The following is a 21,020-nucleotide window of genomic DNA, read 5'->3' on the forward strand; positions in this document are numbered from 1 at the left end:
AACGCAATCTTAGCTCTTGACATCCTCCCGACGCTGCTATCACGAGACAGCGCGGGATTCCCCTACATCACTGATAGGGGCTTTCTGCTTCAATGCACCTGCCTTCCGGGATTTACTCCCTTCAGGTCTTACAGTCGCTCCTAAAGACTTGCCAGCGCGGTCTTGGGGGTTCCCCCCATGAGCGACTGGCGCTGTCACTGCGAGTCCCGCAGCCAAAATGTTTATACTAGCGTTAATATCTCTATCATGGTGAGCAGCACATTCTGGACAATCCCACTCTCTAATATTTAGAGGTAGTTTATCTACTACATACCCACACTCAGAACAACGCTTGGAACTAGGAAAATATCTATCAATCTTAATTAGTTCCCGTCCGTACCATTCTGCTTTGTATTCTAATTGTCTGACTAACTCTCCCCAGTTGGCATCACTAATTGCTCTAGCTAATTTATGGTTTTTTACCATATTCTTAACCGCCAAGTCCTCAACTACAATAGTTTGATTTTCCCTAATTAGTTGAGTGGTTAGTTTATGAGTATAGTCAAGCCTTGAATCTTTAATTTTTGCGTGTATTCTAGCTACTTTAAGCCGTGCTTTCTGATAATTGTTAGACCCTTTAGTTTTTCTAGATAGAGATTTTTGAGATATCCTGAGTTTCTTATACAGTTTATTAAAATACTTAGGGTTGTTGACTTTTGTGCCATCGCTTGTCGCAATCAGACTACTAATACCAACATCAACACCAACTCTTTTTTTGAGTGGTTTGAGTTGGAAATCTCTGTTGTCGTTAAATCTCAAAGACACCGACCATCTATTAGATGGGTCAAGTTTAACTGTGATTGTCGTGGGGTTACATCCTAGGGGTAGTTGTCTACTCCATCTAATCGGTAATGCTTCAGCACATTTAGCTAGGTATACTTGACCATTTTTCCACTTGAATGCTGCTTTGCTAAATTCAGCACTACCACCATTACGTTTCTTCTTAAAGTTAGGGTATTTACAAAAGTTAGTAAAAGCAGTTTGTAAATGTCTCAGACTTTGCTGCAATGGTACGCTGCTTACAGATCTCAGGAAGTCTAAATCCTCCTGTTTCTTCCAATTGGTAAGCATGGCCGAAGTTTGCTTGTATCCTACACGCTCCTGTTTCTCGTACCAAGCTTGAGTTCTGGCTGCCAAGGCTTTGTTATAGATGAGTCGCACACAGCCTAAAGTTCTCCTCAACAAGTTTTCTTGTTCTGGAGTAGGGTAGAATCTAAATTTATACGCTTTCTCAACCATCTACTACTTACTTATTACTTATCCAACACTTACAGTTTAATATATTATGTGTAAAACCTCAATCTGGTTGCGATTCATCCCGACGCTTCCTTTTCAGGAAAGCGCGGGTCTTCTCGCAACATTTAGATAAACAGGAGAATTTATCCCCTGTTTAATTCATAGAAGATATTATCCGATTTGGAAATTATCTGCTGTCAGAGTTGGGTTCCCAGAGAGAATCGCAAATGGACCGCCATCTCCGAAACCTGCTGCACTACCATTAGCATTGTAGAATAGACGACCTGTGCTAGAATTATAGACAATAATGGCATCACTTGTCCTAGGACTACTTGTTACAGTGGCAAACTCATCACCAATATCTCCTCCCACAGCAGTAGTTATTGCTGTAAAAGTATCCTTGTCAAGTAGAATTATATCTCGATTAGACTGGAAGTCTATAATTGTATCTATACCCAAATCTTGTGGTTCAAACGCTTCATTAGAGTCAAAGATAAAGCTGTCTTGACCAGCACCACCAGTGAGTTCGTCGTTTCCTGCACCACCATTCAGGGAGTCTTGACCAGCACCACCATTCAGGGAGTCTTGACCAGCACCACCATTTAGGAGGTCTTTACCTTCATCACCATTGAGAGTGTCTTGACCAGCACCACCATTCAGGGAGTCTTGACCAGCACCACCATTCAGGGAGTCTTGACCAGCACCACCATTTAGGAGGTCTTTACCTTTACCACCATTGAGAGTGTCTTGACCAGCACCACCATTGAGAGTGTCTTGACCAGCACCACCATTTAGGAGGTCTTTACCTCCACCACCATTCAGGATGTCTTTACCTTCACCACCATTTAGAGTGTCGTTACCTCCATCACCAGTGAGTTCGTCTTTACCTTGACCACCATTCAGGAGGTCGTTACCTCCACGACCTTGAATAGTATCGTTACCTAAACCTCCTGACAAGATATCGTCACTGGAAGTACCTCTCAAGGAATCGTTATCATCTTCAACAAAGAATACATTCTCAGAAATACTCTGAATTCCAGTGTTTAAGTGGATAATATCCGACAACTGAAGATCCTCTAACCATTCTGAAACAGACTCATTGCCTAATTCCCAAGTATCAAGGTCAGTATCAATTCCAAACCAGAAGCGATCGCCATCCCGCAATCGGGTAAACTGCTCTTCTAAAAGAGCTTCATTCAATTCCCCAATACTAGCATTTGGTAAATTATCCTCTGACAACATCCCCACCCAGATTTCAACATCGTCAACACTATCATAAACTGACTCTAGTGCTGCTACTACTTCCTGGTCAGATGAAATGTCACTAAAATTATTTTTCCTGGTTAACCCTAGTGCTTCTCTCGCATCATTATAACTGCCCAAACCATGGTCGCGACCACGCTGAATATTTAGAGATGGCAAATCTGAACCATTTGCTACTGGTGCTCCTAGTGGTGGTGGTGGACCAAACAATAAATTCCGCAGATCGTCAATTACATTTGCATCTGTTTCCTGCTGCACCTGGAAAGCTAAACCCCTCAATATAGGGTCTATTCCCCCTTCGTTAGGTATACGATCTGGTCGGAAGAAAGCATCTGCTAAAGTCAGTGCACCATCCTCAGTGGGGGTGCCATCTTCATTTATACGTGGTAGAGTAGAACTAATTAAAGTGTGCCCTATACGAAAACCAGCAGTCGAAAATTCTGTAGTGATATTAGGATTAACAGTAGGATCGTATCCAGTATAAGGGTCGAGAGTTACGCCTAAACTAGGTAAGAACTCATCATAAGTAATTTTCTGGATTTCTGCACCTACTATTTTACGCGCCCGTTGATAAATCTCTTCATCAGATAAGTCTGTATGAGTATCTGCAATAATTCCAGCAATCCGGTTATGTTCTCGTACCCATAAAGTGTGCATTGATGCTAAGCCAACATTTTCGTTTGCTCGGACATCACCAGCAATAAAAGTGCTTGCACCAGTTCTCTCTTCCATCGACATATGAGGCGCATTTGGATCGCCTTCCGCCCTAGGCAGCAAATCTCCTGTAGGATCCTCAGTAACTTTCAATTTTCCATCATCAAAAGTTCGCAACCACTCAGCCCGATCTTCTTCACTACCGTAAACATTACTACCATCTACCCAAGCAGTAAGTTCGTTGAATTGTTCGCGGGGGTTACTGGGGTCAGTACCAGTAGTTTCATCAAATAGTGACCTGGTAACAGGAATAACTGAACCTGGTGCAAAAACTTCATCGTCATCAGGAATGACAATGTTAATAGTTTCTTCTGTCCGACCTTGTAACTCGCTCAAGGTAACATCATGGTCAAGAAATTGTCCCCATAACCATGTATAATCGCTTAAATTGCGAGCATTGAGGATAGATTCTGATTGGCTAAATACAGCATTACTAATTTCTCGTGGATTTGGACCATTAGCTAATTGTTCTATTCCATCTGCATAGCTTGCTGGTGTTAAACGAAGTAGGTTTTCACCAACTTCACCATATTTAGGATTATTTAGGTTATTGTTACTACCGTCAATTGTACGAAAATTCATGTTTCTGCTTGTTTTTTATCAGCTAACATTATTATACTTCTAAGCTTTACTAAGCTTATGCAGTTTTTCATAGATCAAGCAATAGCAAATCAGTATCTTTACTAATTCTTTATATAGTTAAAATCTGTAAATGTATTAATTTAACAAATGCTTCTTAACTATAGGTTAAGAAGTAAAATTTTTTTCTAATCATACTAACTTTCTAAATAACATAATTTAGTCTAGACGAAGTTTTTACGGATTTTAAAGTTAAAATTAAAATTGCTGTTTGCTAAAATTTTCATCATTAAATAATATTAATTTGTGTTAAGTAATCATATAGTATCCATCCATATAACAACGGAAATACCTTAGATTGATAAGCAAAATTTATAGTAGATTGATAGAGATACTAAGGTTTGTCTTCATTAAATCTTAACAAAACTCGGGCACAACATTGAACAAAGCTGTATAGCGCTACGCGCTAGGGAATAGGGAATAGGGAACAGGGAACAGAGAACAGTTGACTATCAAAAGGTTTCAGGATTTAGAAATATCCGCGCCCTATTTGCGTAGTGCTATATAAGATATCACTCAACCATACCGCCTCAAATATCAAAAATATCTCCCTGTGCATCTAATCTACAATTGTCGTCAATCATTAGCACCTGTAATTTTGAGTACTTCTATATATGTAGCGATCGGTTAATTAAATCATTAATTTATGATCTAATTATCCCAAATATTACCTGATAATTTGTTTAAAAATAAAATTTTAAAAATAAAATTTTAAAGAAGCGGTTAGCACTTAGCAATCAGTCATATAGAATCCGGTTGAACAGTCGTCATTGCGACGGAAGAAAGCAATCTCAGGGATGCGCGAAGATTGCTTCCTTCCACTCCGTTCCAGTCGCAATGACTTGGCTATAGTAATTATCCGGATTTTATATCAGATTATTTTTTTAACGTGTGAGAAGGGGATTTCAACTCCTCCTATACAATCCTACCCTTGGGGTTGCAGGGGATTTCAACCCAGAGCTATAAAAGCTGTTAACGAAGACGACCCATGAGGATAGCTGTTTGCGGAGCATTCAGGTACGGAAATGCGCTCAAGCTGATAGCTAATTAATTTTTAGGTGATTGCTGAGGTAAAATTCCGCCTTTTATGTTGTCAAACCAAACCAAAACGCTTGCAGAAAACTCTCAGTAATTTGTATTTGAATTAAAGAACTAATTACTATAACAAAAAAGTATGCGATACTTTATTTGTGCTAATTTTAAATTACATTATAGCAATCCGTGCAACAGTGTCAGCTAAGTTGAGCAATCAACTCTTAGACTATTAAAAAATTCTGTTATGACTATTTTTATTATCCTGGTTTAATGTCTCAATTCGACGCTTATTCTTATTTGTTTCCAAAGGCAAAACATCATGAAAATGTGAGTAATCAAAATAGCGTTTACCATCATTTCCTATAGACATCAAATCCACAAAACGTTTATCCCAGATAATCTTATCTAATGTATAAACATGGCGAGCATGAATAGTTTGAGAAACAGTTTCATCTAACCCTGTAAGGGTGACAAAAAATCGAATGTCCTGATTATTTAAGTCCCTAAAGTCATTTTCAGACCAACCATGTAGAGGACTATTTTTATCAATGTGGTGCATTACTGACCAGGTAAGAGCAAGCATTGGTGTTTCAGAACGAACCAATTCTAAATCGCAGAGTCGTTGCAAAGAATGTCCTTCTGGAGTCACTTCTTGATTCAGTAATATAGTTACTCTGACTTGAGCTTCCACTATCCAGTTTTGGCGTTGGTTAGCAATGCGAAATATGAGGGTAGGTACTCCATTGTAAGGAGAAATAACTGCTACTCTACTGAAAAGAACTCGCGCTGTTGGTAATGAGAAGCGAGCAAACATTAACCCTGTAATCATTGCCATGCCAATTAAACCAATAAAAACTTCTATAGCTACTAAGATATGAGTATAAAGATTTGTGGGGTACATTGCACCATAACCAATCGTAGCCATTGTTTGTATACTAAAAGAAAAAGCATCAATAAAAGAACCAGGTTTAGCATTAGCAATTCCTCCATTACTTCCTAAATATAAAAATGCAAAGAGAGTATTAATTACAAAATAACAACTGATGATTATTACCCATAGCTGTTGCCAAGAAATTGTCATTAACCAATGGTAAAAATCACTCCAGTAAAAGTGAGTAACTCCTAACACCCTAAAGTTCACAGAACCAATTTTTCTGACAACAGTTTTTTGTCTGTTTTTTTTCATTATAAAAATGCTAAAAATGATAAATTGTGCCGATAGGCATTGCCAAAGCCGGAAAAATGAGTCAAACTAAAGTTATTTGAAAAAAATATCGGCTATAAATAAGCCGAAAAATTTAACCTAGGCAAGCTTAAAAAATTATAAGTAGTTGATTTATACTAACTATGGCAAATAGTGACAACAAAAACCCTAATTATAATCCTAATATATATTATAATGACCCAGATTTAGAAAATTTCGCAAATCGTCTGGCTCATAATGTGGAACGGAACACTTTGATCCAAGAAACTATTGATAATATTAGACACTATCTTCAAGTAGACAGAGTGGTATTATACTACTTTTATCGTGAGTGGAAAGGACAGGTAACATTTGAGTCTTTGAGCTATGGGGAGCTATCAATTTACGGTTCAACAGGAGCTGATGAATGTTTTAATGATGAATATGCTGTTATGTATAAAGATGGAAGAGTACGAGCAATAGAAAATATTGACTTAGAACCAATACATCCTTGTCATCGAGATTTTCTTCATAGCATACAGGTTAAAGCTAATTTAGTAGTACCTATTCTCAATTCTAGGAGGTTATGGGGACTATTAATTGCTCATCAATGTCAAGATGTACGTTCTTGGTCAAAGTCGGATATAGAAGTTATGCAAAAAGCAGCTATAACTCTAGCAACTGCACCAATTATTAGAGATAGCTAATCTATAGCGCTACGCGCAACTCAGAAATCAGAAGTAATTACTAATTCTTGAAAGTAGCTAGAGGGATAATGCTTCTAAAGATATATTACCAACCTGTCAATGAAAGTATCTTCCAATTCAGAAATTTAGATTTTTCCTACTCCTGACATTGACTTTTTTGATGATGATACAACTGCACTAAGTCTCCAGTCATTTTTGAGAAACGCTATATAATTTTTGTACTTCATATATCTGCAATTTTCTGTATATAGCAATCCCCTGTATATTCGTGTCAAAAATCTTACTGCTTTTTAAGGAACACTTAACTGGTAGGAGTTTCAGTTTTTTTATTTACTTTTTGATTACCCGCAACCTATGCGCGGATTGCTATATAGCATCGTACTAATCTAAATTTAGTTAAAAACTATTCCTATTCTCGATAAATTCATCTAAATCTGGCACATTTACCCAAGTACCAGTTAAATTAGATTCATGGGTTAAATCCATTAATAACTGAGAATAAACACCCTCTCTCAGAGATGGAACTACAGATTTTCCTGCTTCTATTGCTTGTACCCAATTATCAACTACTCGAATAAAAGGTGCAATTCTACCATCAGAATAAACTGTCGGAAAATCTAACCTTTCAGGAATATTTATTTCTGCTAAATTATCCCCATTTTGAGAACCCCAAACTTTAAACCCATGCACATAATCTTTTTGATTATTACTACCAACAATTAAAGTACCTTTACTACCATAAACTTCTACCCAATGACCACGTCCTTGATAGGTAACAGAACTAATACAAATTTGACAAGGTGTACCGTCTGCCAACTCTAACATAATATTACAAGTATCATCTGCATCTACTGGTTTTAATTGGTCTCCCATAGTAGAGTCAGGACGAGTTTTAATAGAAGTATTAAGTTGTCCCCAAAGTTTTTTAGCAGGACCAAATAACCAGTTAACATAATCAAAAGTATGAGAAGCGATCGCTCCTAATGCACCACCACCTTTATCTTTTTGAGAATACCAATTCCAAGGACGACTTGGATTAGCACGACTTGATGCTAACCAATCAATTTTAATTAAGCGTTTATCCCCCACATATCCATCTGCTAAAATTTCTGCAAATAGTTGCCAAGCAGGAATATAACGAAATTCAAAATCCATAGTTGCTACACATTTATTAGTAGCAGCAATATGATATAATTCTTGAGCTTCTTCTGCTTTTAAAGTTGTCGGTTTTTCTAACAATAAATGTTGACCTGCGGATAATATTTTTTTTGCCATTTCATAGTGTAGAAATGGAGGAGTTGAAATCGTTACGGCAGTAACTTCAGGTAGGGAAATAATTTCCTCTATGGTATTACAAGCATGAGGAATATTATGGCTTGATGCAATTGATTTAGCTTTTTCTAAATCTGGATTATAAACAGCTAATACTTCAGTTTGGTGATGTGCTTGTAAACCTGGTATATGTACTTTTTGACCAAATCCTGTACCGATAACTGCTACGCCAATAGTTTGATTTTTCATTGTTTATAATAATAAGGAAGGTTTCATTAATGGATAATTGATAATGAATAATTACAGCCGATTCCAGGTTTATGAAGTACGGTGGTACTAAATTTTTAAATAGTTTTTGAAGTATGGAATTAAGTTTTCACTCAAAATTAGCAAATCTACTATTATCATGGATAATTGATAATGAACAATCGATAATTATTTACAGCATATTTCGGGCAAATGATGTACAAGGTAAATGGCAAAAATATTGTATTGCGGGTATCTTGCCAGGGATGATTGTACCTCATAATAGTGGAAAGCGCTGTATTAATGGATAATGAATTAATCATCCATTATTAATTATTAATCATCCATTATTAATTACTGGAGAGTACAAAGTTCTTATAAAAAACGATTTCCTTTCAAGACTGAAAGTATTACTGGAAAAGGCTTAGAGCACCTACAGTTTTAAATGGCGAGTTTCTAACCTTGAGATCCCTGAAAGCCTTAGCTAGCAATAGTTATTCCAAGAACTTTGCACTGTATAGTTAATAATTAATTATTAATTAATAATTATTAATTATTAATTACCCATTACCCATTCTATTACTTGTTTACCGATATTAACATTATTAAGCAAATCAATTTCTCTAATTCCTGTTGGACTGGTAACATTAACCTCTGTAAGATAACCACCAATCACATCTATACCAACAAAATATAAACCATCCGCTATTAATTTAGGTGCTAAATACTCACAAATTTCATATTCCCTTTCTGTAATTTCTGTCTGAGCAACCCTACCTCCTACTGCCATATTTCCTCGAAATTCTTTACCACTAGGAATCCGATTTACCGCTCCAATAGGTTTACCATTCAACATAATAATTCGCTTATCTCCTTCTTTTGCTGCTGGTAAATAACTCTGAACCATCACAGGTTCTTGACCTTGTTTTGTACTAATTTCTATCAGAGAATTAAAATTTTTATCCGTGGGTTCTAAAAATAAAATTCCCTCCCCAGCTTTTCCTCCCAAAGGTTTTAAAACTGCTGCTCCTTGTGACTCTAAAAACTCTCTAATTACCTGTTTATCTTGACTAACAATTGTCTGCGGAATTACCTTTGTAAATTGCAAAGCATACATTTTTTCATTAGCAGCGCGTAACCCTTGAGGAGAATTTATTACTAAAGTTTTTTCTGGATTAATATAGTCTAGAAGATAAGTAGTATAAAGATATGGAATTGTTACTGGTGGATCTTGCCGCATAAATACAGCATCCATTGACTCTAATGGTTCCAGCATAGTTTTTCCTAAGTCATACCAAGGGTTACTTGCTACCCAATGATTTTCTACTCTTTCAATTGGGATTAAATGTACCTGCTTAATAGTTGCCCAGGTTTTACTATCAATAATAGTTAACTGGTTAATTTCCGTTATCCAAACTTCGTGACCAAATTCTTGAGCAGCTTCCATTAGTGCGACGCTACTATCGTGAACTGGGTTAAGTTTATCTATGGGATCTATGATGAATAGAAATTTCATCTTTTTTTTTGTTAATTAGTTCAAAATATTTTTAGTCGTCAAATAGGGGGCAATAATCATCTTCAAAAAATATTTACCCTAGGACTTACGCAGAGACCATCTATATAGCGTTCAAAACTATAACGTTATAGTTTTTCTACTCTATATATAGTACCTTGGCGTAAGTTCTGTACCCCTCTAAAAGCATAAATTCTAGTAAAGTTTTTTTGTTACCAGATTTGATACTAAACTGCTAGAAGTTGGTCTAGTTTCCCTTGAGCTTCTAATCCATGTAGCTCATCACAGCCGCCGATATGTTGGTCATTGATAAAAATTTGGGGCAAAGAACGACGGCCATTTGCTCTCACGGCCATCTTTTCCCGTTCTACATCATCCCCATCTATAGCGTATTCCTGATAGTTTACTTGTTTTTTTTCTAAAAGGGCTTTAGCACGAATGCAAAATGGACAACTTGACCAGGTATAAATTTCTACGTTAGCAGACATAATCGATTACCAATAAGCAATATTTCTTAACTGATTGTAATATTAACTTGCTATTTGGGAATGTTTTTAGATTTTAGATATTTTTTCTGTATATATACTAGGAAATTAATTCAACTTCAATACGATGTCCTTGACCTTAGACATATACCCCCCTATATTACACGAAGACGATAAATCTTCTGGAGTTGTCTTAGTCCTCCAGGGATTTGATGTAGACAAATCAGAGTATGCGGCCATAGCATCCGAGTTGAGTCAGAATAAATTCTGGGTTATTGTACCCAACTGCTTTCCTGCTCGAAGAAATTACCTTTGTCCAGAGGATAGTTCTGCAGCGAAGGTTCTCTCATCGCTGGAGCTTTCCAGGTTTCAGGATCTTGAAAAAGCTCTTCAAACTGGAGTTGTTTTGCTAGGACATTCGGCTGGTGGACTAGCTGCCTTTGGAAGTAATGACGCTAATTCTTCAGAATTACCCTATAAACTAATTGCGATAGTTACCTATGGGTCAAACGCTCCATTCAATACCAAGATTACTAGCCCGTTGCCTCCTGTGCTTATGCTATCTGGGGAAAAAGATTCAGTAATTACTTCTGAAATTTCAAGAACTGCGTTTCAGAGAATATCAGCATCAACAAAAACCTTCATTGAGTTTGCAGGACTTAATCACTACAGTATAAATGACAATCCTCAACCTAGTGGTCCTCCTATTGAAGTGAATATAGCTGACTTCTCTAATCAAGACTCGGTTAAATTGATATCCTCTGTTGTTAGCTCATTTGTCCGTGCTGTTGAAGCCCAACAGGAGAACTGGCTGAGTTCCCTTGATCGAGACATTGTTGAAGCGATCGTCTATTCTGAATAGAAATCCCAGATTGACCATAATATTAAGTAGAGTTTGTCAAGTGCAGTTAATATTCACTGATAATAAGTAATACTATTTCACTTTAAAGATGTCATAATTAGTTCAGCAGGACTTACGCATAACCACCATATCTCGTAGGGGTTATTCGCGAATCACCCCTACAGATAGCATATAATATCATGTTCGGTTAAATAGTTATTATAATTAAAGCTCGTAGTAGGGCTGAAGCCCTACTACAAACCATATACTTTATTATAAGTGATTATCCGAACATAATATAATTCAACTATTTAGTCTAAACTCCAGTGTTCAGATAAATATATTTTTGTAATTATTATATAGCGAATACATCAGAATATTCGCACTGCTCCCTTCTAGAGTTTGCGTTTATAGGAAAAGGTAGAGAATATAGAAAATTGTAGAATTTAACAACCTGTAGAGAAGTTCCATGGAACTTCCCTAAATTATGGGTGGTTGACTATGAAGCAATAACATAATCAATAAGTTGTGCTAGTCGTTGACGCAAAGTTTCTAAACCAAGTCCCTGAGCAGCAGAAATAAATACAGCCATCGGATATTCTTCGTGAGCAAATCTTAAAGTATCTCCATCTACTTGATCAATTTTGTTAAAAGCAACTAAAGCAGGTCCAGGAGTTTCTGGCATTTCTGCCAAAATAGTCATCACAGAACGTATTTGACTTTGCCAAGCGGGATGAGACAGATCGACCACATGAAGTAAAGCATCTGCATCCGTAACTTCTTCCAGAGTTGCCCGAAAAGCATCCATCAGAGTAGGAGGCAGTTCGTGAATAAATCCCACCGTGTCAGTAATCACAATTGTAGTTGGTTTTCCACTAACAGTATCAGGAACACTCAGACGACGAGTAATAGGATCTAGAGTCGCAAACAATTTGTCTGCTGCATAAACTTCTGAATTAGTAAGTGTATTTAATAATGTAGATTTACCAGCATTCGTATATCCAACTATTGCCACTGTTGGTACTTCTTGACGTTGACGATGTTGGCGAAGACGGGAGCGATGTGCTTGTAACTGATTAACCTCTTTCTGCAATCGAGATATTCGTGCATTAATTGCCCGACGCTCTGTTTCTAACTTGGTTTCACCAGGTCCTCTCGTACCAATACCACCACCAAGACGAGACATCGCTTCACCTCGACCTGTAAGACGAGGAATAGTATATTCTAGTTGAGCAAGTTCGACCTGTAATTTTCCTGCGCGAGATTGAGCGCGTTGGGCAAAAATATCCAGAATAACTTCGGTGCGGTCTACAACTCTAACACCAATTTTTGTTTCTAGGTTGCGTACTTGAGCAGGGGAGAGGTCGCGGTCAAATACAACGAGGTTAGCTCCCACAGTTTGAACGCTCAGAGCAATTTCTTGGACTTTACCCTCTCCTACAACTGTCTGGGGATGAGGATGCGATCGCTTCTGATGTACCGTCTTTAATACTTGACCTCCAGCAGTATCAACAAGTCGAGCTAGTTCAGCTAATCCATCTTCAAATTCCTGATTGGTCATTTTATCTATTTTTAGCCCCACCAGCAGCACTAGGTCTTGGTCAGAATCAACCTCTTGAGCAATAAATTCTCGTTCAAATTCTGCTTCTAGTCCATCAACCAAGTCAATAAAATCTTGTTTGGCAACCATATCAAGACTTAGAGCAGGTGACACGCTCCAAAACTTCAGAGCTTGAAGATCGGTATTTTCACGTTCGTGTGTGGGAATGGGTAACAGGTGAGCTAGATAAGCTTGTTTAATGTAACCTGTTGCTCCTCCACCCCGACGTTTAAACCCTTCACCTGTGAGAGTCAGTATCACCAGAGCATCAAGTCGTTGAATCACCATTGCAGTCAGAGCAGCTTCCGAAGGTACTTCTGATTTTAGGTTGGTAGCGATACAACGAATACCACTAAGACGACCTGCACCATAACGGGGTAATTCCAGAGGTGGAATTTGGGTTTGGCGGGGTGTGCCAATTCCCACCCGGATAATTTGTCCCCTACGATTAATGTATACGCAGACTGGTTGGCCAACTTCTGTGCTAATGGAGGCTACTCTTTGGGCAAATTCCGAGGTAGTTAGGCGATCGCCTGGTAGTCGCTGATGGTACAACCTTTGCAGTTGTTTAAGTTGGTTAGATTTTAGACCTTGAAGATTTCCGTAGATGGTTTCGATAGGCATTCCTAGCCACGTTTTTGTGGCCCCTCTCTATACTACTTTATAAATATTATAAATATATAAACATTTAATTATAATCTATAATCAAAATTTTTGCAATTAACATAATTTTTTTCTTGCTTATGATATATCAAAGATGATTTTATAGGACAAGTAACTATGTTTAATTTCTTAATGGAAAACTCTTCTCCACCAACTGTTCAGGAAATTGCTTTTGCTTTTCGTCGTTGGGGTTGGGTTGGTTTTTGGGTGCAAATAGTATTTGCTTTTATTCCAATTATAATTTTGATATTTGCCCTATTTTTTACTAATAATCCTGACTATACTAGACCAGGAAATTTATACATAGGAGAATTTTTAGCCTTTGGTTGTCTATCAGCACTCATTTTTACTATTTACTGGTGTTTTCGTTATGTACAGTTATCTAAAAAGCTAGAAAACCCCCAAATGCGCCCTCCAAAAGCAGACGTAATTCAATGTTTATGGATTGGGTTAATTGCTAATATTTTAGGAATGCTTTGTGCAATAGTAGTTGCTATGGGTAAAGTAGCAACCTTGTTATGGCAAATGTTATCTATTCCCCAAGGAGCCTCAGTAATTAGCACTCCTGGTAGTAATCAAGCCATAATTAACAGAGGTACTTTAGTTGTACCGTTAGATATGGTAGGGGTACAAGCCATGTTAAGTACCATTGCTGCTGAGTTAGCGGGTATTATAGTTGCTTTGTGGCTGTTAAGTTTGGTTAGTCAACATCATTCTCAGCATTCTTAAGCTTCTGAGCATCAATACTCAAAAGTGAGTAACTCATTAGTAGTAAAGCAAAAATCAGTCCTTAGTTACCCTTAAATCTCATTTTCCTGTCTTGCTAAACTAACTTAATGTCTTCTTACTCCTGTAATCCCTACTTAACTTAATTTAATATGGAGACAGATCCCACATGGGAGCTATTACCGAAAAATTAAGGTAAAAAGCCTCTCCTTTAAAGGAGAAACAAGCGGTCGAGGGATGGCGAGGTCTCCCGCTCTTGCGGGAGACCTCGCCATCCCATCCTACGGAATTATCCGCAAAGAACCGCTTTTTCAAAATTACTTTTTTTGGAGTAAATGGCAAAACTTATGTTATACTTAAATCAGATAGGTGGAGTTCCCCCCGATTTTAAGTCTGCTCTTGAAGATAAGTTACAGCCGATAAGGCAGTGGTCTTCAGTGAAGCAGGAAGCTTGTCTCCAAAGCTCAAACCTCGGTTTGGGTAAGTTTGGGTAAGTTCAGTAGAACGGCAGAATGTAAACTTCACTATAAAATGCTGTCAAGGGAAATACCCTTAAGGAAGTTCCGACTGCCGTAATGGAGCATCGGAAACCTTCACTGTTTTGCTTCCTGACATAAAACACGACATAAAAAGCGTAGTTCCTCAGTAGGAGGGAAGCGATAGCGTCAATCACGGGAGCATCACAGACGATTAAATCCTCGTTGACCGGAGGTGAAAAATATGACCGAAAGATTATACTTGTTAATTTCTGGCTCAGTTTTTGCTCTAGTTGGATTCTTTCACATAATAAGGCTAATATATCAGTGGTCTATTCAAGTAGGAGTTTTAGGAATTCCACAATGGCCATCATTGTTAGCTATTGTAGTTGCTGGCTTCTTATCAATCTGGGCTTTTCGTGTAGCTAGTCATCTTAGCAGTTCTCCTAGTTCTTTTCATTGAGTAAACTCTCCTCAACTTACTCTAAATTTATCTAGACGATAGTTAAGCCTACTAGCGCCTCTAGCTTTAAAATGTAGGTAAATTTAAAGTATTCTCCCCCTTCCCTACAAGGGAAGGGAGTTGGGGAGTTAGGTTTTACCCACAATTATTTCAGACAATTGGTAAGATAATTGTAAAGGTTGTACCTTCTCCAACTTTAGAATTACAGGTAATTGTACCATAATGTTTTTCTGTAATAATTTGGTGAGCGATCGCCATCCCTAACCCTGTACCTTTTCCCACCCCTTTCGTCGTAAACCCTTGCTCAAATATTCTATTTTTTGTTTCTGCTTTCATCCCACAACCATTGTCTTCAATCTTAATCTGTACTTGATTTTCATCTAGTTGAAAAGTTTGAATATTTATCCGATTCGGTTTTTGTTTAATCTCAGCTAAAGTTTTACCAACATTCGCTTCATCAAAAGCATCAATTGCATTTGCCAAAATATTCATAAACACCTGATTCAACTGACCTGCAAAACAGTTGATTTCTGGCAGTTCCGAATATTCTTTGATAATTTCTATTGCCGGACGTTTATCGTTTGCCTTGGTACGATGTTTGAGAATTACTAATGTACTCTCTATCCCATCATGGATATTAAATTTCGTTTTATTCTCTTGATCTTTGCGGGAAAATATTCTCAGACTGGTGCTGATATTTTTCATCTGCTCTACTCCTACATTCATCGACTTTAAAATCTTGGGAAAATCTGCTCGCAAATATTCTAAATCTATCTCTTCAGCATGATCTTCGATTTCTTCAGCAGAAGTATTCTCTTGATATAGCTGCAAATGCTCTAATAAGTCATTCAGGTTGTTTTCAGCTATTAAAATATTGCCAGCAATGAACCCCAAAGGATTATTAAGTTCGTGGGCAACACCAGAAAGCAAAGTTCCTAGTGCTGACATTTTTTCACTTTGAACTATTTGCAGTTGTGCTTTTTGTAAATCTCGCAGTGCAACTTGTGCTTGCTCATAAAGTTGAGCATTTTGCAGAGCAATGGCTGCTTGAGCGCAGAGAAATTGAATAATTTTCTGACGAGAGCTGGTAAAAACGCCTTTTGTTGTAAGATGCTCTAAGTACAAAATAGCCACTAAATGACCTTGATGCAATAGTGGCACACATAATACACTTTGGGGTTGATAAGTCAGCAAGTACCCTTCAAGGATTCCAGCAATCTCAGTTTTAGCTTCATCAATGAGTACAACCGACTGTGTATTTTTCACATATTGAATCAAGCGAATTGGGACTGGACTTTCCCTGGTCAGGGGTTGTAAGTGAGTATTTGTGTCTACTGTACCATACGTTGTCAGTTCTGCTATGGCTCGCAGATGCCATTGGTCAGTTTCTGGAATCAGTAACCCAGCTTTTTGTGCCCCCGCATTAGTGAGAATAATCTGTAGAATCTTACCTAATAGTGGCTCTAGCTCTATGATACTGGAGATGGCTTGAGCTGCTTGTAAGATTGAAGCCAAATCCAAAGTATCAGATAATCCCGTACTGTTTGTTTTAGTCGTGGTTTTTGAGATTAATGTTTGAGTTACCTGCTCAATACTATCAAGGGGATTAAATTCTACCTGTTGCTGTTGCAGAATTGAGGTAAGTAGTTGAGGGTATTTTGCTTCTAGTTGATTAATCTTAGCTTTAGCTCCCCACCGAGCATAGCAATAGTAAGCTTCTACCATGTAGGTTTGGGCGAATTTTTCTTTGCCCCAGTGGAGGCATAATTTGGCTGCGAGTTCGTTAGCTAATGCTTCTTCTTGCAGATATTCGTTTTCTTTGGCTCCTGTTATGGCACGGTCATACAGCTCGATGGCTTCAAATCGATATCCTAAAACTCGCTTATGTTCTGCTGCGACTAAATCATACTTATGTTGAGCATTCATGGGAGCATGAGTTGCCCAGTATTGCATCTTACTCTGATTAGTTTCAACCTTTTCCAGAATACTTTTCTGCAGAGATTTATCGGCATCATCATAACCAGCTAAGTGAGTTAACGAATCATAGAAATTCCATACATACTCAGCCAAACAACCAGGTACTCCATCCAAATAAGACTCTGCTAATGCAGCATTCTCAACTGCTTCGGGAATTCGCTCGAATAAATAGCAAAGAATCAACTTATTCAGATAAACAAAATGGAGTGCCGTGCGGTCATTAGCACTAATTTGAAATGGAACAGATTCAGTTTCATTATAAGCTGTTCCTATTAGTTCCCATGGAATTTCCGACTCTCCCAATAAATTGAGAACCCCTTGTTCAAAAGCTTGATTCCAAGCCAAGGCATTTTCTTGTTTGATAGTGGCGAGAGCATGACTTGCAGTTGCCATTTCTTCTTTGACAGCAGAAAGATTATAACCCGTTAAATAAAAGTATTGAGAACGGTATGAGATGGAAACTCCCGCAAATTGTAAGCTGCCAATCTCAAGTCCAGTTTGGTAAGTCTTGAGCAATAAGGGAATTGCTTCCTTAACATGGCTCGAATGGTGGTTGATGCAAATCCCTATAGCATGAGTACCAGCAACACCATCACCTGTTTGGGGGTTTAAATCAAGTTGGCAAGCAAGTTTTCCATATTCAGCTCCCGATATAAAATCCTGTAATGCCAAAATACAAACTATGCCATAGCAGCAATAAATATGTGAATAATATACTGTATTCCCATATTGGATAGATAACTGCATCAGCTTACAAACTACCCAAGGGAAAAGACTTGGTTTAGCTTGATAACAAGCAGTCAGTAAGTTTTCCATAATATTGATTTTGGCTAACTGTTTCCGATCTTCCATCAAGGGTAAATAAGCTAGATCGGTAATAGCTTTACCTTCCATCAATTGCGAAATTGCTGCTAGTTCCACCTGTAAATCCTCAAGAGGTGATTCTGGCACATCCAGTCCTAATAACCCCAAGAACTCTATACCAATATTGACTGCTGATAACTGTTGGCTTTGAGCCATCTTAGCCTGAATTTTAATTTCATGCACTTTCACCAGATCGAGTAAGTCTAACCCGCGAGCAATAATTTGCTCTATTATGGTTTCCATCAATTCAAAATCACCAGTCAGATAAGCTGCTTCTGCATAATTTTCATGTAACTTTAAAGCTAATGGATAATTCCTTTCCCAACTTTCTACATCAAGTAAAGACAACGCAGTTTGAAAATATTTTAATGCTGCTACATAAGCTGCTGAACCTTTGGCTTTTTCTCCTGCCGTTAAATTGAGTTGAATCAAATTTTCTTGTTCTGTGGAGTCAGCCACTAATTCTATCGCCTGGTTCCAATGATTAACAATTGTAAAAATCTTGGCATCCTGTTCTTCTGGAGAAAGATTTTTTGACAGAGTACGTCCAATATGTAAATGGGTAGCTTGTTTTTTTCCTTCAGGAATCAGAGAATAAGCTGCCTGTTGCACTCGGTCGTGCAAGAAACGATAATTCACTGATATATTTTCTTCACTTTTCTCCTGCTGTTGCTCTCCTTGGAAAAATTTATAGGTGTCACTGTTGGGAATGACAAACCCCTCTTGTAAACCCCACCATAAATTTTCTGCCACCTCTTCTTGAGTACCCTTACACACCACTGCCAATGTCTCTAAGTCAAACCTATTACCAATACACGCTGCTAGCTTAAACACCTCTTGGGTTGCCTCTGGCAGTTTCTCCAACCGCCCTACCATAAACTCTACCACATTATCTGTTAGGGCTAACTGTCGTACCTCTGTCAGATCGCACTGCCAATAACCTACATCCGCCTCAAACTTAATCCAATCATCTTCATACAACCCTTTCAAGAATTGGGTGGTAAAAAACGGATTTCCTTTGGTTTTCTGATACACTAACTGGGATAAGGGTGCTGCTAGTTCGGTCGAGCACAATAATGTCTCAGCTACTAAACGAGTAATATGTTTCTCGCTCAAAGGTGCTAGAGTTAGAGTCTCAATATTAGCCTCGTGTTTCTGAATTTCATTTAATGTCAACATCAACGGATGAGCCGGAAATACCTCGTGATCTCTATAGGCTCCCAACATTAATAAATAACCAACTTCCGATTTATCCATCAACAACTGCAACAAATTTAACGATGCGGAGTCTGCCCATTGTAGATCGTCGAGGAAAATTACTAATGGATGGTCTTTGGTGGTGAATACCCCTACAAACTTACCAAACAATAAATTAAAGCGATTTTTGGCTGCACTGCCAGACAAATCTGTCACTGCTGGTTGAGTACCAATAATTCTTTCGACTTCGGGTACTACATCTATAATTACTTGCCCCTTTTCTCCCAATGCATCCAGAATTTTGCTTTTCCATACAGCTATTTCCTCGTCGGACTCTCCTAACAATTGTCCCATCAAGTCTCGGAATGCTTGCACTAAAGCAGAGAAGGGTATATTGCGATTGAACTGGTCAAACTTGCCTTTGATGAAATACCCTCTTTGCTTGACTATGGGTTTATGCACTTCATTGACTACGGCTGTTTTCCCTATTCCCGAAAACCCTGCTACCAGAATCATTTCTGTTGCACCTGCAGCGACAAGAGCGAATCCATCCAAGAGTCTTTGTACTTCATTTTCCCGTCCGTAGAGCTTTTCTGGGATACAGAAGCGATCGCACAAGTCTCTCTTTCCTAGCTCAAATTGCGTAATCTTTCCTGTAGTTTCTAACTGTTGTAAACATTGCTCTAGATCGTGCTTGAGACCCAAAGCACTCTGATAACGGTCTTCGGCATTTTTCGCCATTAACTTTAGAACAATATCAACAAGGGGAGTAGGGAGTTGATTTTTAGGAGTCGGAGGTGTTTTGGCAATATGACAATGGACTAATTCCATCGGATCTCTACTTTCAAAGGGTAACTTTCCTGTTAGCAGTTCAAAAAATGTCACACCCAGAGAATAAAAATCTGTGCGATAATCAATTCCTCGGTTCATCCTTCCTGTTTGCTCTGGAGAAATGTAGGCCAAAGTTCCTTCTAGAACGTTGGGACTAATCAGTTGTTGTTGTTCAGTTGGCAGTAAAGTAGAGATGCTAAAATCTATCAATTGGACTTGCTTAGTTTCCGGGTGTATAAGAATATTACTGGGTTTAATATCTTTGTGGATGATGCGCTGTTGAATTAGATAGTGTAAAACTTCAGTCAGTTGAATAGCGATAGTGAGGAATGCGCTCACAGAAGAGTCAGCTTGCTGCCAGTAGTCTAAAAGGGCGATCGCTCCTGAGTCTGGCATCACTAAGGCGTAACTATTACCGTAGCGTTCTAAGGCCAGTGTTTGTACAATAGCAGGATATTTGAGATGACGGGTAATAATGTATTGGTTGCGGAATTGGACTAATTCATTGAAACTGGGATGAGGATTGCGTAATACTTTGATAATTACTGGTTTATTGTCACAGATCCGCTGGCCACGATAAACCAGAGTGCGTATTCCTTGGTATAAACTTTCACTGAGGTAGTAGTTGGGAAGGTTGAGCATATATACTTATATAATTCATAATGGTTTGTAGAATTACATGGTGTTCTAAATGGTGAGTAATAATTTATTGCTTGCAGAAGGTGACAAACTGGTTGAAGTTGAGGTAGGCGTTTGGTAGGACTTTAAATGACTAATGGTTATCAATCTGTAGCTCGGATAGCTCTATAGACAAAGGTGTCGGTGCCGGAGTATATTTGCTTGTTTTTTTTTGGTAACCAGGTAAGTTAAGCATCATTATTAGGAATGGAATTCAAGGTATAATTGATTTTTCCCTTGATTAATCTTCCAAGGAGAAAAAAATTTTTTTATTTAATAGAGTTGTCGCTAAATAGATGGAAAAAATAGCTCAAATTAAGACACAGAAGTAATTCCAGAAGTTTTCAATCGATAATAGATAAAATCCTTACA

General features: G+C 38.0%; 14 protein-coding genes. 6 read left to right on the forward strand and 8 right to left on the reverse strand.

Annotation, left to right across the window (positions count from 1 at the left end):
* Positions 1-39: 39 nt before the first annotated feature.
* The 3 genes from ACP6PM_RS24780 to ACP6PM_RS24790 form a co-directional block, all read right to left on the reverse strand.
* The gene (locus ACP6PM_RS24780) at positions 40-1,278 is read right to left on the reverse strand and encodes an RNA-guided endonuclease InsQ/TnpB family protein (RefSeq protein WP_426589372.1); all 1,239 of its coding nucleotides are present in this window, start codon (positions 1,276-1,278) and stop codon (positions 40-42) included.
* A 168-nt stretch (positions 1,279-1,446) separates the two neighbouring features.
* On the reverse strand, positions 1,447-3,834 hold the full coding sequence (locus ACP6PM_RS24785; protein WP_426589374.1) for a peroxidase family protein: 2,388 nt from the start codon (positions 3,832-3,834) through the stop codon (positions 1,447-1,449).
* Between the two features lie 1,321 nt (positions 3,835-5,155).
* Complete coding sequence (locus tag ACP6PM_RS24790; RefSeq protein ID WP_426589375.1) at positions 5,156-6,112, reverse strand: ion channel; 957 nt, start codon at positions 6,110-6,112, stop codon at positions 5,156-5,158.
* Between the two features lie 161 nt (positions 6,113-6,273).
* Between ACP6PM_RS24790 and ACP6PM_RS24795 the strand changes: the two genes are divergently transcribed.
* On the forward strand, positions 6,274-6,816 hold the full coding sequence (locus ACP6PM_RS24795; RefSeq protein ID WP_426589377.1) for a GAF domain-containing protein: 543 nt from the start codon (positions 6,274-6,276) through the stop codon (positions 6,814-6,816).
* Positions 6,817-7,212: 396 nt separating this feature from the next.
* On the opposite strand, the gene ACP6PM_RS24800 is transcribed toward ACP6PM_RS24795, so the two are convergent.
* Positions 7,213-8,337, reverse strand: coding sequence for a Gfo/Idh/MocA family protein (locus ACP6PM_RS24800; protein WP_426589379.1), 1,125 nt, complete (start codon positions 8,335-8,337; stop codon positions 7,213-7,215).
* 113 nt (positions 8,338-8,450) lie between these two features.
* Between ACP6PM_RS24800 and ACP6PM_RS24805 the strand changes: the two genes are divergently transcribed.
* Positions 8,451-8,645: a hypothetical protein gene (locus tag ACP6PM_RS24805; protein WP_426589380.1), complete on the forward strand. Its 195-nt coding sequence runs from the start codon at positions 8,451-8,453 to the stop codon at positions 8,643-8,645.
* 245 nt (positions 8,646-8,890) lie between these two features.
* Here the strand turns inward: ACP6PM_RS24805 and gshB are convergent, their stop codons facing one another.
* Complete coding sequence (gene gshB / locus ACP6PM_RS24810) at positions 8,891-9,850, reverse strand: glutathione synthase (RefSeq protein ID WP_426589381.1); 960 nt, start codon at positions 9,848-9,850, stop codon at positions 8,891-8,893.
* 224 nt (positions 9,851-10,074) lie between these two features.
* Entirely contained in the window at positions 10,075-10,335 is a 261-nt protein-coding gene (grxC, locus tag ACP6PM_RS24815) for a glutaredoxin 3 (RefSeq protein WP_293107114.1), read from the reverse strand.
* A gap of 124 nt (positions 10,336-10,459) precedes the next feature.
* On the opposite strand from grxC, the gene ACP6PM_RS24820 reads away from it, so the two are divergent.
* A complete protein-coding gene (locus ACP6PM_RS24820) occupies positions 10,460-11,194 on the forward strand; it encodes an alpha/beta hydrolase (protein WP_426589383.1) in 735 nt (244 codons plus the stop codon).
* Between the two features lie 478 nt (positions 11,195-11,672).
* On the opposite strand, the gene hflX is transcribed toward ACP6PM_RS24820, so the two are convergent.
* Entirely contained in the window at positions 11,673-13,397 is a 1,725-nt protein-coding gene (gene hflX / locus ACP6PM_RS24825) for a GTPase HflX (RefSeq protein WP_426589386.1), read from the reverse strand.
* 156 nt (positions 13,398-13,553) lie between these two features.
* Here hflX and ACP6PM_RS24830 point away from each other — a divergent pair, with 156 nt between their 5' ends.
* The 3 genes from ACP6PM_RS24830 to ACP6PM_RS24840 all read left to right on the forward strand — a co-directional run bounded on the left by ACP6PM_RS24830 (position 13,554) and on the right by ACP6PM_RS24840 (position 15,101).
* A complete protein-coding gene (locus ACP6PM_RS24830) occupies positions 13,554-14,165 on the forward strand; it encodes a DUF3611 family protein (protein WP_426589388.1) in 612 nt (203 codons plus the stop codon).
* Positions 14,166-14,509: 344 nt separating this feature from the next.
* Positions 14,510-14,656 carry a hypothetical protein gene (locus ACP6PM_RS24835; protein ID WP_426589390.1) on the forward strand — a complete coding sequence of 49 codons (147 nt, stop codon included), beginning with the start codon at positions 14,510-14,512 and terminating at the stop codon, positions 14,654-14,656.
* 226 nt (positions 14,657-14,882) lie between these two features.
* Positions 14,883-15,101, forward strand: coding sequence for a hypothetical protein (locus ACP6PM_RS24840; protein WP_426589392.1), 219 nt, complete (start codon positions 14,883-14,885; stop codon positions 15,099-15,101).
* Between the two features lie 150 nt (positions 15,102-15,251).
* On the opposite strand, the gene ACP6PM_RS24845 is transcribed toward ACP6PM_RS24840, so the two are convergent.
* Positions 15,252-20,612: a trifunctional serine/threonine-protein kinase/ATP-binding protein/sensor histidine kinase gene (locus ACP6PM_RS24845; RefSeq protein WP_426589394.1), complete on the reverse strand. Its 5,361-nt coding sequence runs from the start codon at positions 20,610-20,612 to the stop codon at positions 15,252-15,254.
* Positions 20,613-21,020: the final 408 nt, after the last annotated feature.

It is taken from the genome of Dapis brunnea BLCC-M229 (genome assembly GCF_050015995.1).
In the GTDB taxonomy this organism is placed as follows: Bacteria; Cyanobacteriota; Cyanobacteriia; order Cyanobacteriales; family Microcoleaceae; genus Trichodesmium.

What these genes read in the sequence shown, in the direction of transcription:
- ACP6PM_RS24785 (WP_426589374.1), bottom strand. Translation starts at nt 3,834, where the DNA reads ATGAATTTTCGTACAATTGACGGTAGTAACAATAACCTAAATAATCCT.
- ACP6PM_RS24835 (WP_426589390.1), top strand. Translation starts at nt 14,510, where the DNA reads ATGTTATACTTAAATCAGATAGGTGGAGTTCCCCCCGATTTTAAGTCT.
- ACP6PM_RS24780 (WP_426589372.1), bottom strand. Translation starts at nt 1,278, where the DNA reads ATGGTTGAGAAAGCGTATAAATTTAGATTCTACCCTACTCCAGAACAA.
- gshB (WP_426589381.1), bottom strand. Translation starts at nt 9,850, where the DNA reads ATGAAATTTCTATTCATCATAGATCCCATAGATAAACTTAACCCAGTT.
- ACP6PM_RS24820 (WP_426589383.1), top strand. Translation starts at nt 10,460, where the DNA reads ATGTCCTTGACCTTAGACATATACCCCCCTATATTACACGAAGACGAT.
- ACP6PM_RS24805 (WP_426589380.1), top strand. Translation starts at nt 8,451, where the DNA reads ATGGAATTAAGTTTTCACTCAAAATTAGCAAATCTACTATTATCATGG.
- hflX (WP_426589386.1), bottom strand. Translation starts at nt 13,397, where the DNA reads ATGCCTATCGAAACCATCTACGGAAATCTTCAAGGTCTAAAATCTAAC.
- ACP6PM_RS24795 (WP_426589377.1), top strand. Translation starts at nt 6,274, where the DNA reads ATGGCAAATAGTGACAACAAAAACCCTAATTATAATCCTAATATATAT.
- ACP6PM_RS24790 (WP_426589375.1), bottom strand. Translation starts at nt 6,112, where the DNA reads ATGAAAAAAAACAGACAAAAAACTGTTGTCAGAAAAATTGGTTCTGTG.
- grxC (WP_293107114.1), bottom strand. Translation starts at nt 10,335, where the DNA reads ATGTCTGCTAACGTAGAAATTTATACCTGGTCAAGTTGTCCATTTTGC.
- ACP6PM_RS24830 (WP_426589388.1), top strand. Translation starts at nt 13,554, where the DNA reads ATGTTTAATTTCTTAATGGAAAACTCTTCTCCACCAACTGTTCAGGAA.
- ACP6PM_RS24840 (WP_426589392.1), top strand. Translation starts at nt 14,883, where the DNA reads ATGACCGAAAGATTATACTTGTTAATTTCTGGCTCAGTTTTTGCTCTA.
- ACP6PM_RS24800 (WP_426589379.1), bottom strand. Translation starts at nt 8,337, where the DNA reads ATGAAAAATCAAACTATTGGCGTAGCAGTTATCGGTACAGGATTTGGT.
- ACP6PM_RS24845 (WP_426589394.1), bottom strand. Translation starts at nt 20,612, where the DNA reads ATGCTCAACCTTCCCAACTACTACCTCAGTGAAAGTTTATACCAAGGA.